Origin of the sequence: Algibacter sp. L3A6 (genome assembly GCF_009796825.1) — a bacterium.
Classification (GTDB): Bacteria; Bacteroidota; Bacteroidia; order Flavobacteriales; family Flavobacteriaceae; genus Algibacter.
In genome coordinates this window covers 3,016,819-3,029,947 of sequence record NZ_CP047030.1, presented here as the reverse complement: position 1 = coordinate 3,029,947, position 13,129 = coordinate 3,016,819, and the positions used below count along the sequence as shown (strand labels likewise).

Below are 13,129 nucleotides of genomic sequence, written 5' to 3'. Positions count from 1 at the left end.
ACATTAGTTATTATTTTCTTAGCATCGAAGTTTATCTTAAATTTTAAGAATTTTACGCTTTCGCGGAAATAAAAAAAGGATAAAACCTTAATCCACTTCTTCGTAATCTACGTAATCGCCAACATCTTTATTAGACGTTCGGGTATTCGGGATTTTATCAATAGTCACTTCTCCTTCTTTATTAACAGGCTCTTGTTGTTGTTTTTGAAACTGACCTCCAAAGCGTTCTTCTGCTTTTTTTACGGCAAACTTCATTAAGAGCGGTGCAAATATTCTAGAAAGCACTTTAAATAAATAATAGACTAAAACAATTATAAATATGGTTCTTAATAAACCCATAAGTGAAACTTTTGATTAAAACTAACAACAAAAATACAATTCTATACGTTTAAAAAACATTGAAAAATGATAAAAAATATATAAAATATCTATATTTGAAAACCCTTAATCATTAGTACTTAAAATTATAAAATCTACGCGTGTGCACAATGCGTTAAAAATTTCAACTATGAAAGCTATCAAATCGATTTTAATTCTCCTACTCACATTTTTTTCAACTCAAGCATTCTGCCAATATACTGATGTTATAAACTCTAACAGACCTGGTGTTTCTCGTAGTGCCTTTTCTGTAGGAACCAATGTAGCGCAATTTGAAGTTGGACCCTATATTATTGAAGAAGAACGCACGCCGGCCATAGGCTACAAAGTTTCAGGCTTTGGTGCCGATTTTGCTGTACGTTACGGGTTATTATGGGAACAATTAGAATTAAACTTTGAAGGAAACTACCAAAGTGACAACAAATCGTATTTTTCAAATTTAGATAACAAAGACCGTCGTTCTAATTTTAAATATTTAACTCTTGGAGCTAAATATTTAGTTTACGATCCATACAAAAACGCAGAAGACGATAAACCGAACCTTTATAGTTGGAAAGCAAACCACACTTTTAAATGGAAATCGTTAATTCCTGCCATAGCAGTTTATGCTGGTGCAAATTTTGATACACCAGATAATCCATATACTGCCGATGCTATAGAAGGTGTTAGCCCTAAAGTAATGATTGCTACACAAAACAACTTTTCTGGAGGTTGGGTTCTTGTAATGAATTTAATAAAAGACCGCATAGGAACAGACCAATCTGACTTTACATATATATTAACCTTAACGCATTCTTTCAGTCCACAATGGGTTGTTTTCGGAGAAACACAAGGTATTCAAAGTGATTATTACGCCGATAATTTGTTTAGATTTGGTGGCGCTTATTTATGGGGTAAAGATTTTCAGTTAGACACCGCTTTAACTTTTAATACAAAGGATACGCCATCTGTATTTAGCGTAAACTTCGGAATGTCTTACCGATTAGATTTCCATAAAGATAAAGAAATTGACAATGGAAATACCATTGAAGATGCTTCTAAACGCTCAGGAAAGAAAAAGAAAAAAGGCAGTAAAAAAGACGCAAAAGAAAGTACAAAAAAACCAAAACGAGACGCTATAGATTTTGAAGATTAATCTGATAAATTTATCATAACAAGTATATGATTACACTAAAAGAAGTAAAAAATAAAAAAGATTTAAAGGCATTTGTTAAATTCCCTTTCACGCTTTATAAAGACTGCGAATACTGGACACCTCCTATTATTAGTCAGGAGATGAACACTTTTAACAAAAACGAAAACCCTGTTTTCAAAGATGCCGAAGCTCAGTTATTTTTAGCCTATAAGAACAATGCTATTGTTGGCCGAATAGCTGCGATTACTAATAATCTAGAAATAGAAGACCAAAATATTAAGAAAATGCGTTTTGGTTGGTTCGATTTTATAGACGATTTAGAAGTTTCTAAAATATTACTTGGTAAGGTTGCCGAAATAGGAAAAAGCAAAAATCTAGAACACACTGAAGGTCCTGTTGGGTTCTCTAACTTAGATAAGGTTGGTGTAATGACGGAAGGTTTTGACAGTACTGCTCCCATGGTAACTTGGTACAACCACGCTTATTATGTAAAACATTACGAAGCTGCCGGCTATGAGATTGAAAAATCTTATTCTGAAAGTCGTTTTCCTTTTGAAAATGTAAAACCTGAATTTTTTAAAAAAGCACAAGAGCTTATAAAAAGACGCTACCAACTAAAAGCCTTAAAATTCACTAAAACAAGTGAAGTGATGCCTTATGTTGACAAAATGTTTGATTTATTTAATGCGAGCTATGCTTCATTATCATCATTTGTGGCAATTAACGATATTCAAAAAGCTTATTTTAAAAAGAAGTTTATAAGTTTTGTAAATCCAGAATATATTAAATTTGTTGTAGATAAAAATGATGAATTAGTTGGTTTTGCTATTGTAATGCCTGCATTTACTACTGCTTTAAAAAAGATGAATGGTAAGTTATTTCCTTTTGGTTTCAGACATATTTTGAATGCTAAAAAGAATAGTAAAGATGTTATTTTCTATTTAATAGGAATTCATCCAGACTACCAAAACAAAGGTGTGCATGCTGTGATTTTCAATGAATATTACGAGACTTTTAAAGAAAAAGGTATCCAAACGTGCTTTAGAACTCCAGAGCTAGAAGATAACCACGCTATACATCAAATATGGAAACATTTTGATCCTGTAGTTTACAAAAGAAGAAAAACGTACAAGAAACTACTATAAAGTTTAGCTTCTTATTAAAACTAAAAAATCCGATTCAATTAAAATTGAATCGGTTTTTTTTATACTATATTTTATTGAACTATTACTCGCCCATTGCCGCCATAACAGAAGCAGATAACCGTTTGTAAGTTCCATTTTCTAAACGCTCTCTAATAACATCAAATGCATTTAAAGTTTCAGAAACATCTTCTAACGTATGTGATGCTGTAGGAATTAATCTTAATAAAATTAATCCTTTTGGAATTACAGGATACACAACTATAGAACAGAAAATACCATGATTTTCACGTAAATCTTTTACTAAAGCCATAGCCTCAGGAATAGATCCTTTTAAGTATACCGGTGTTACACAACTTTGCGTTGTACCAATATCAAAACCACGCTCTTTTAATCCAGATTGTAATGCGTTTACGTTTTCCCAAAGTTTAGCTTTAAGTTCTGGCATAGTTCTAAGCATATCTAAACGCTTAAGAGCTCCAGCAACTAATTGCATTTGCAAAGATTTTGCAAACATTTGAGAACGTAAATTATATTTTAAATAATCAATTATTTCTTTATCACCCGCTATAAAAGCTCCTGTACTGGCTAAAGACTTAGCGAAAGTTGCAAAATATACATCAATATCATCTTGCACGCCTTGCTCTTCTCCAGCTCCTGCTCCTGTTGCTCCCAAAGTTCCAAAACCGTGTGCATCATCAACAAATAATCTGAAAGTAAATTTCTTTTTAAGCTCAACTATTTCTTTTAAACGTCCTTGCTCTCCACGCATTCCAAAAACACCTTCAGAAATCACTAAAATTCCTCCTCCAGTTTGCTCTGCCATTTTAGTAGCACGCTCCAAGTTTTTCTCTAAACTTTCAATGTCATTATGTTTATAAGTAAAACGCTTACCCATGTGTAAACGCACACCATCAATAATACAAGCGTGAGCATCTACATCGTAAACAATAATATCATCTTTAGAAACTAAAGCATCAATGGTAGATACCATACCTTGGTATCCAAAGTTTAATAAATAAGCCGCTTCTTTACTTACGAAAGATGCTAACTCATTTTGAAGTTGTTCGTGTAAATCTGTATGACCAGACATCATTCTTGCTCCCATTGGGTATGCAGAACCATATTGTGCAGCTGCTTCTGCATCTACTTTACGAACTTCTGGATGATTGGCTAAACCTAAGTAGTCATTAATACTCCATGTGATTACGTCTTTTCCTTGAAACTTCATTCTATTAGAAATTTCGCCTTCCAATTTTGGGAATACAAAATAACCTTCAGCCTGAGACGCCCACTTTCCTAGTGGTCCTTTGTCTTTATAAATCTTTTCAAATAAATCCTTCATCTATTATAAATGGTATTGCTATTAAACTTTAGATATAACTACAACCAAATTAAACAACTTTTAAGGAACACAAACAAAACGAGCTGTTTATGAAAGAATCAAGAATGTTTTGGTTTTAGTCAGTCCGTGCAAAATTAAATATTTATATGGATTGAGCATAATTTTTTACGATGCATTTGCGAAATATGGACAATAAAGTTAAAAAAAACTTTTATATCGATTTTTTGGTGCATAAAAAAAGTCCATATTTCACAAATTAGTAAAATATGGACCTGTATAATGTAATATTATGCTTTCTTATTTTATGTATTGAATGCTTTCCGCAGCAGCTTCGTTTTGCGAATCGAAGAAACCTTGATCGCTCATCCATTTATCACTGTAAACTTTACTCATGTAACGAGAACCATGATCTGGATAGATAACAACAATTTTATCTCCCTTTTTAAACGCACCTTGTTCACCTAATTGCTTAATAGCTTGGGTTGCAGCTCCAGAAGTATAACCTACAAACATACCTTCTGTTCTAGCTATTTCTCTAGCGGTATGTGCACTTTCCTCATCGGTAACTTTTACAAATTGATCTATTACATCAAAATCTGTAGCACCTGGAATTAAGTTTTTACCTAAACCTTCTATACGGTATGGATAAATTTCTTTTTCGTCGAACTCTCTTGTTTCGTGGTATTTTTTAATCACCGAACCAAAAGCATCAACACCTATTACTTTAATATTTGGATTTTGTTCTTTTAAATATTTTGCTGTTCCCGAAATTGTTCCTCCGGTACCGCTACACGCCACTAAATGCGTTATTTCTCCTTCTGTTTGTTTCCAAATTTCTGGTCCTGTAGAGTTGTAATGTGCATCAATATTTAATTGATTGAAATACTGATTGATGTAAACCGAACCTTTTAATTCTTCGTGAATACGTTTTGCAACTTGATAGTACGATCTTGGATCGTCTGCACTAACATGAGCTGGGCATACATATACCTTTGCTCCCATGGTACGCAACATATCAATTTTATCTGGAGAAGATTTTGAACTTACTGCTAACACGCACTCGTAGCCTTTAATGATACTTACCATTGCAATACTGAAACCTGTATTACCAGAAGTAGTTTCTACAATAGTATCGCCTGGTTTTAAAATACCTTTCTTTTCAGCTTCTTCAATAATGTAAAGTGCAATTCTATCTTTTGATGATTGCCCTGGGTTAAAACATTCTACTTTAGCGTAAAAATCCCCCTCGAACTTAGAGGTAATTCTGTTTAGCTTTACTAAAGGAGTATTGCCAACTAACTCTAATACATTATCAAATACTTGATTTCTGTGTTTCATAAATTCAATTTACAAGTTGCACGATTTAAACAAATCTATGCTTCTTAAAACTTGACAAAAATAAGACATTTTTTTTTATTAGCGCTTAATTCCCTCTAAATCTAGTAAAAACGCGTACTCTAGCGCAACTTCTTTCAAACTTTCAAAACGTCCGGAAGCACCACCATGACCCGATTCCATATCTGTTTGCAGTAATAATATATTGCTATCTGTTTTCAATTCTCTAAGCTTTGCCACCCACTTTGCAGGCTCCCAATATTGTACTTGCGAATCGTGTAAACCCGTTGTAACGAGTATATTCGGATAGTCTTTTGCTTCTACATTATCATATGGTGAATACGATTTCATGTAATGGTAATACTCCTCGTTATTTGGATTTCCCCACTCGTCATATTCTCCTGTCGTTAAAGGAATTGAGTCGTCTAACATAGTAGTAACTACATCTACAAATGGTACAGCAGCCAAAACACCGTTGTACAATTCCGGATTCATATTAATAATAGCGCCCATTAATAAACCACCAGCCGAACCACCGTAAGCATATAAATGTTTATTTGAAGTATAATTTTCTTCAATTAAAAACTTAGAACAATCTATAAAATCTGTAAAAGTGTTTTTCTTGGTTAAAAGCTTTCCAGTTTCGTACCAATGGCGTCCTAAATATTCTCCACCTCGAATATGCGCAATAGCATAAACAAAGCCACGATTTAGTAAACTTAAACGAATGGTAGAAAACGAAGGATCTGTTGTTGAACCATAAGAACCATATGCGTACTGTAATAAAGGATTAGTTCCATCTAGCTTAATTCCTTTTTTATAAACTAAAGAAATTGGCACTTTTACACCATCGCGAGCTGTAGCCCAAATACGTTTAGATTCGTAATTTTCTTTATTAAATTTTCCTCCTAAAACCTCTTGTTCCTTTTTAACTTCGCTTGTTTTAGTTTTAAAATTATAATCCATTACCGAACTTGGGTTGGTTAACGAATTAAAACCGTAACGCATAACATCACTATCAAAATCAGGATTATTACCTATGTAAGATGTGTAAGTTTCAGAATTAAAAGGCAGGTAATAATCTTCGCTACCATCCCAGCTTATTATTCTAATATTGTTAAGTCCATTTTCACGTTCATTAACAACTAAATAATCTTTGAAAATCTCGATATCTTCTAATAAAACAGCTTCTCTATGAGGTAGTAAATCTTTCCAGTTTTCTTTCTCAGTAGCTGTTTCGCTTGTTTTTAAAAGTTTAAAATTTGTAGCATCGTCACAATTAGAAATCACGTAAAACGCATCATCATAATGTGCAATACTATACTCCATATCATCTGTTCTTTCTTGAAACATTTTAAAAGCAGCATCTGGAGTATCTGCACTTAAAATTTGATATTCTGAAGACAACGTACTAGACGAACCTATAACAATATATTTTTTAGATTTTGTTTTATATACAAAGGTATTGAAGGTTTCATCTGCTTCGTGATAAACCTCTATATCATCTTTAGAATCGGTATCTAACTTATGTTTGAATATTTTATGAGAACGCAACGTTACAGCATCTTTCATGGTGTAAAACAATGTTTTATTATCGTTTGCCCATGTTGCACTTCCGGTAGTATTCAAAATTTTATCGGCTAAAATATTGCCTGTTTCTAAGTTTTTAATTTGAACAGTATACTGCCTTCTACTAACTGTATCTGTAGAAAACGCTGCCATTTTATTATCCGGACTAATAGAAATCCCTCCTAAACTAAAGTAAGATTGGTCTTTAGCCATTTCATTACAATCGAACAGAATTTCTTCTTCGGCATTTAAACTTCCTTTTTTACGTAAATAAATAGGGTAATCTTTTCCGGTTTCATAACGTGTAATATACCAATACCCGTTTAATTTATAAGGTAATGATGAGTCGTCTTCCTTAATTCGCCCCTTCATTTCTTCAAATAAATCCTTTTGAAAATCTTCAGTATGCGCCATTAAGGCTTTGGTATAGTTATTCTCGGCATTTAAATACTCTATAACCTCAGGGTTCTCACGATTGTTTAACCAATAGTAATTATCGATTCTAACATCATTGTGAATTTCTAATGTTTTTGATATTTTTTTTGCTGAAGGAATAGCTACTTCATTTATAGATTTACTCATATTTATATTTTTACACGAAGCGGCAAAAGTAAAACTTAAGCTTAAAAGAATGGTTGCTATTTTCATTTTTCATTGTAAAATACAACAATTTGGCTTAGTATTTGATAAATTTGCAATTACCAACCCCCTTAAAAAAATTTAAAAATATGTTTGGAGACATGATGGGCATGATGAGTAAGCTCAAAGAAGCCAAGAAAAAAGTAGAAGAAACAAAAAAACGCTTAGATACCGTTTTAGTAGATGAAACTAGTAACGACAATAAGCTAAAAATTACATTAACAGCCAATAGAACTATTAAATCTATTGACATTGATGATGCTTTATTAGAAGATAAAGAGCAACTCGAAGATTATCTTGTTTTAACATTAAACAAAGCTATTGAAAGAGCTACTCAAATTAACGAAGCTGAGCTTGCTGCTGCCGCAAAAGACGGTATGCCAAATATACCCGGTATGGATATGTTTAAGTAAGCCTATTTATAGTTTTATTAATTCACTCAAAAGTTTGTCGTGCATAGTATTGGTGTAATCCAAATGCGTTACCATACGTAACTTATTACCACCCATGCTTATAATATGTATATTTTTATCGGCTAATTTTTGAGTGAATTCTTTTTCGTTAACGTTGTTATTCAATTCAAAAATAACAATATTAGTTTCTATAAGTTCTACAGATTTGACAATAGAACGTTCTGCTAAAATAGCACCAATTTCCTTTGCCTTTTGGTGATCTTCTGCCAACCTTTCAATATTATTATCCAAAGCGTATAAACCTGCTGCCGCCAAATATCCGGCTTGGCGCATGTTGCCACCAAATATTTTACGAATTCGTATAGCGTTTTCCATTATAGCCTTATCACCAACCAAAACGGAACCTACAGGGCAACCTAAACCTTTACTTAAACATACCGAAATAGTATCAAAAGCTTTTCCGTATTGCTCAGTTGTTTCATTTTTTGCTACCAACGCATGCCACAAACGAGCTCCATCTAAGTGAAACCCTAAGTTATTTTCATCGCAAACGGTTCTAATTTTAATTATTTCATTATAATCCCAACAAGAACCTCCTCTTCTATTCGCCGTGTTTTCAATTTCAACTAAACTTGTTTTACTGTAATAGTAAGCTTCCGGGTTTATGGCTTGTTTCACATCTTGTGCAGAAAAAATGCCATTATTAACATCTAATAAATTACAAGACACACCGCTGTTAAAAGACGCTCCTCCAGATTCATAATTAAAAATATGCGCATATTTATCACAAATAACCTGATCTCCAGGATTGGTATGTAATTTAATTGCCGTTTGGTTTGCCATAGTCCCACTCGGAAAAAATAAGGCCGTTTCTTTTCCAAACATATTGGCTATTCGGCTTTCCAATGCGTTTACCGTTGGATCTTCTCTAAACACATCATCTCCCACAGCAGCTTGCATCATGACATCTAACATAGGTTTAGTTGGTTTTGTAACGGTATCACTTCTTAAATCAATAATCATATTTTCAATTTGTGGATAAAGCTATAAAATTATATTCAGATTTGTTTTCTGCTGGCTTAAAGAAATCCTATTTTTGTTAGAAATAAATTGATACATGATAACTTCCGATCAAATTAAAGATCTAAATACCCGCCTCGATAAACTTAGGCACTATCTTTGACATAGACGCCAAACTGATAGAAATACAAAACGAAGAAGAACAAACCTTTGACCCTAATTTCTGGAACGACTCCAAAGCAGCAGAAATTATAATGAAATCGCTACGTGTGAAGAAAAAATGGGTAGAAGATTATAAAACAGCAAAAACCCGATTTGAAGATCTTGAAGTGCTTTACGAATTTTTCAAGGAAGATGATGCCACTGCCGAAGATGTAGAAGCACAATACAATTTATTAGCCACGCAATTAGAAGATATTGAGTTTAAAAATATGCTTTCGGAAGAAGGTGATAGCTTAAGTGCCGTATTACAAATTACAGCTGGTGCAGGCGGAACAGAAAGTTGTGATTGGGCAAATATGCTTATGCGTATGTACTTAATGTATGCTGAAAAAAGCGGCTTTAAAGTAAAAGAACTCAACTTTCAAGAAGGTGATGTTGCTGGTATAAAAACTGTGACACTAGAAATTGAAGGCGACTTTGCTTTTGGTTGGTTAAAAGGTGAAAATGGTGTACATCGATTAGTACGTATTTCTCCTTTTGATAGTAATGCCAAACGCCATACTAGCTTTGCTTCAGTTTACGTTTATCCGCTTGTTGATGACACTATTGAAGTCGAAATAAACCCTGCCGATATAGAAATTACAACCGCTAGGTCTAGTGGTGCTGGTGGACAGAATGTAAATAAAGTTGAAACCAAAGTACAACTTACGCATAAGCCCACAGGTATTCAAATATCGTGTTCGGAAACCCGATCTCAACATGATAACAGATCGCGTGCTATGCAAATGCTTAAATCGCAATTGTATGAAATTGAACTTCAAAAACAATTGGCACAACGAGAAGATATTGAAGCTGGAAAAATGAAAATTGAATGGGGAAGCCAAATTAGAAACTACGTAATGCATCCCTATAAATTAGTGAAAGATGTACGTACCGCTCATGAAACCGGTAATGTAGACGCCGTAATGGATGGTAATATTGACAGCTTTTTAAAGGCCTATTTAATGATGATGGGACAAAAAGTTGAAGACGACGGACAATTATAACATATAAAAAACCTTGCAGGTTCTAAATCTGTGAGGTTTAATTAAAACATAGTATTACAATGACAAAAATTTATCATAACCCACGTTGTTCTAAATCGAGACAAGGCCTAGAAATTCTTGAGAATTCTGGAAAACCCTTCGAAATTGTAAAATATTTGGACGATAACCTTTCCGCGAAAGCGTTAACAGGAATAGTAACTCTTTTAGGCATTAAACCTATAGAATTGGTTAGAAAAAACGAAGCCATCTGGAAAAGTGATTTTAAAGGTAAAGACCTAACCGATGTCGAAGTTATTGAAGCTATGGCAAATAACCCAAAATTAATAGAACGCCCTATTGTTATTAACGGCAAAAAAGCAGTTATTGGTCGTCCGCCAAGTTTAATTTTAGACATTATATAAGCCGAAATTTAAGGTTTATTTTAACATAGGTTTAACTCAATAAAGCTAAACCATCCCATAGTTTTGCAGTCTAATAAATTAAAAGACCAGCATGGGAAAAAGAATACATTTACTTGTTTTTTTAAGCTTATTTTCTACACTCTTATTTGCACAAAAAGAAGTAACAATAAGTGGTAAAGTAATAGACAAAGAAACCAACGAACCTTTAGAATATGCAACTATTGCATTCTTCAATAAAAAGGAAAACAAGATTGAAACCGGAGGAATTACAGATTTAAAGGGAAATTTTTCTATCCCTGTTCCTGTTGGATTTTACAACATTACCATTGAATATATCTCATTTAAAACGATTACTATTGCTAATAAACAAATTGGCAAATCTGAAAACATTGGGTCTTATTCTTTGGAATTAGATACCGAGTCTTTAGGCGAAGTTGAAATTATTGCCGAGCGTACTACGGTTGAAATTAAGCTCGATAAAAAAATCTATAATGTTGGTAAAGATTTAACTGTAAGTGGTGGATCTGTTAGTGATGTTCTAGATAACGTACCATCTGTTTCTGTAGATGCTGAAGGTGGTGTCGCTTTACGCGGAAATGACAATGTACGTATCTTAATTAACGGAAAACCATCTGGTTTGGTTGGTTTAAATTCTGCTGAGGCACTACAACAATTACCTGCAGATGCTATTGAAAAAGTTGAAGTTATTACTTCGCCATCGGCAAGATATGAAGCTGAAGGAACAGGAGGGATTATCAATATTATTCTTCGTCGTAGTAAATTGTTAGGTTTTAACGGTTCTGTTACAGCAAATGTTGGACACCCTGATGCAGCTGGATTATCTGGAAATATAAATTACAGAACTGGTAATGTAAATATATTTAACACCACATCTTACAGATACCGAGAAAGTGTTGGTAGATGGTATAATGATGTTAAATATTTTGATGAAAACACACCAGATTTAGATGAAAAACGTAATTGGGATGATACTCGAAAAGGGATTACAACCAATACAGGCATTGAGTGGTATATTACAGATTCGGCATCATTAACAAACTCTATTGTTTATAGTGATAATAGTAGCTACAACAACTCGATTAATAACCTAGTTCAATTAAATAAAATAACAAATGAAACAAGCAGAAGTGTGCGTCGTGATCCTGAAGAAGGTGAAAGTGGAACATTTCAATATGCTTTAAATTTCATGAAAGATTTTAAAACGGACGGGCATAAATTCTCTTTCGATTTTCAGTTTGAAGATTCTAATAATGATGAATACTCATTAATTAGTGTTGATGGGCTTGATACCGATATCTTACAAACCTTGGAAGATGAGCAACAAATATTATTACAAACAGATTACGTATTACCTTTAGGTGAGAATAGCCAAATTGAAATAGGGTACCGTGGAGATTTCACGACTACCGAAACTGATTACCAAGTTTCTCTACTTAATGATGCTGGCGCATTTGAATTAGATAGTAACTTATCTAACCTGTTTAATTTTAAGCAATATTTAAACGCTGCTTATTTTCAGTTTGGTAGTAAAATTGATAAATTCTCATACCTATTAGGTTTACGTTTAGAAAACACAAAATACACTTTAGACCAACCTACTTCTGGTGATTTTAAAAGAAAAAACTTTACAGGTTTATTCCCTACAGTTAACGTAAGTTATAAATTTAATGAAGATGCAAGCATGACGGTTGGTTATAACCGAAGATTACGTAGACCACGTGGTTTTATGTTAAACCCTTTCCCTTCTCGTTCTAGTTTAACTAACGTTTTTCAAGGAAATCCAGATTTAGACCCAACTTACTCTAGTGTTTTTGATATTGGATATTTAAATAGATTCGGAAAATTCACTTTAAGTTCTTCTGTTTACTACTCACACTCTACAGATGTAATGACATTTTTAAGTAGAGATAACGGAGAAACCGTATTTATAAATGGAGAAGAATTTCCGGTAATAGAACGTGGCCCTGTAAATTTAGCTACAGATGATCGTTATGGTTTTGAATTCAATTTAAACTTTAGTCCTACTAGAAAATGGCGCGTAAATACCGATTTTAATATCTATAAATTAGAACGTAACGGAAGTTTTGAAGATGTTAATTTAACAGCTAACAACTTAACATGGAATGCACGTTTAACCAATAAACTTACGCTTCCATATTCTGTAGATTGGCAAACAAACTTTAGCTACCGCGGACCAACTGTAGATTCTCAAAATGATAGAAGAGCGAGCGGAACTGTAAACACAGCGTTTAGTAAAGACATATTAAAAGAAAAAGCTTCTATAGCATTTAACGTTAGAGATGTATTTAATACTGGAATAAGCAGAAATGATATAACAGCCGATACGTTTACATCTTATCAAGAAATTCAATTTAGAGGTGGTACAACGTACAACCTAGCCTTTACATACCGTTTTAACCAACAAAAACAACAGCAACGTGGCGAACGTGGCGAAGGAGGAGAAACTATGGAAATGTAGTTTACCGCTCTAAGGTTTTAATCTTTTCAAATAAAAAAAACTCA

The 13,129-nt window shown here is 33.3% G+C and carries 11 protein-coding genes; 6 read left to right on the top strand and 5 right to left on the bottom strand.

The features are described from left to right. Positions 1–87: 87 nt before the first annotated feature. Complete coding sequence (locus tag GQR98_RS12715; RefSeq protein ID WP_042499604.1) at positions 88–339, bottom strand: DUF4834 family protein; 252 nt, start codon at positions 337–339, stop codon at positions 88–90. 169 nt (positions 340–508) lie between these two features. On the opposite strand from GQR98_RS12715, the gene GQR98_RS12710 reads away from it, so the two are divergent. Continuing rightward, positions 509–1,513: a transporter gene (locus GQR98_RS12710; protein WP_159019820.1), complete on the top strand. Its 1,005-nt coding sequence runs from the start codon at positions 509–511 to the stop codon at positions 1,511–1,513. Positions 1,514–1,539: 26 nt separating this feature from the next. Then, positions 1,540–2,658: a GNAT family N-acetyltransferase gene (locus tag GQR98_RS12705; RefSeq protein ID WP_159019819.1), complete on the top strand. Its 1,119-nt coding sequence runs from the start codon at positions 1,540–1,542 to the stop codon at positions 2,656–2,658. An 82-nt stretch (positions 2,659–2,740) separates the two neighbouring features. Here GQR98_RS12705 and GQR98_RS12700 read toward each other — a convergent pair whose 3' ends face one another. The 3 genes from GQR98_RS12700 to GQR98_RS12690 all read right to left on the bottom strand — a co-directional run bounded on the left by GQR98_RS12700 (position 2,741) and on the right by GQR98_RS12690 (position 7,486). After that, positions 2,741–4,000 carry an aminotransferase class I/II-fold pyridoxal phosphate-dependent enzyme gene (locus GQR98_RS12700; protein WP_159019818.1) on the bottom strand — a complete coding sequence of 420 codons (1,260 nt, stop codon included), beginning with the start codon at positions 3,998–4,000 and terminating at the stop codon, positions 2,741–2,743. A 297-nt stretch (positions 4,001–4,297) separates the two neighbouring features. Beyond that, positions 4,298–5,338, bottom strand: a complete 1,041-nt coding sequence (locus GQR98_RS12695; RefSeq protein WP_159019817.1) for a PLP-dependent cysteine synthase family protein — start codon at positions 5,336–5,338, stop codon at positions 4,298–4,300. Positions 5,339–5,416: 78 nt separating this feature from the next. After that, a complete protein-coding gene (locus GQR98_RS12690) occupies positions 5,417–7,486 on the bottom strand; it encodes a S9 family peptidase (RefSeq protein ID WP_233268006.1) in 2,070 nt (689 codons plus the stop codon). A gap of 146 nt (positions 7,487–7,632) precedes the next feature. On the opposite strand from GQR98_RS12690, the gene GQR98_RS12685 reads away from it, so the two are divergent. Then, the gene (locus GQR98_RS12685; protein ID WP_159019815.1) at positions 7,633–7,956 is read left to right on the top strand and encodes a YbaB/EbfC family nucleoid-associated protein; all 324 of its coding nucleotides are present in this window, start codon (positions 7,633–7,635) and stop codon (positions 7,954–7,956) included. Between the two features lie 6 nt (positions 7,957–7,962). Here GQR98_RS12685 and GQR98_RS12680 read toward each other — a convergent pair whose 3' ends face one another. Beyond that, positions 7,963–8,979: a threonine aldolase family protein gene (locus GQR98_RS12680; RefSeq protein ID WP_159019814.1), complete on the bottom strand. Its 1,017-nt coding sequence runs from the start codon at positions 8,977–8,979 to the stop codon at positions 7,963–7,965. A gap of 94 nt (positions 8,980–9,073) precedes the next feature. Here GQR98_RS12680 and prfB point away from each other — a divergent pair. The 3 genes from prfB to GQR98_RS12665 all read left to right on the top strand — a co-directional run bounded on the left by prfB (position 9,074) and on the right by GQR98_RS12665 (position 13,085). Beyond that, positions 9,074–10,184 (top strand): peptide chain release factor 2 gene (gene prfB, locus GQR98_RS12675; RefSeq protein ID WP_159019813.1). Its coding sequence is split into 2 segments (ribosomal slippage): positions 9,074–9,136 and positions 9,138–10,184, totalling 1,110 coding nucleotides; the frame shifts between segments, so codons are not numbered across the junction. A gap of 59 nt (positions 10,185–10,243) precedes the next feature. After that, positions 10,244–10,585 (top strand): arsenate reductase (glutaredoxin), encoded by a 342-nt coding sequence (gene arsC, locus GQR98_RS12670; RefSeq protein WP_159019812.1) that lies wholly within the window; start codon positions 10,244–10,246, stop codon positions 10,583–10,585. Positions 10,586–10,676: 91 nt separating this feature from the next. Then, entirely contained in the window at positions 10,677–13,085 is a 2,409-nt protein-coding gene (locus GQR98_RS12665) for an outer membrane beta-barrel family protein (RefSeq protein WP_159019811.1), read from the top strand. Positions 13,086–13,129: the final 44 nt, after the last annotated feature.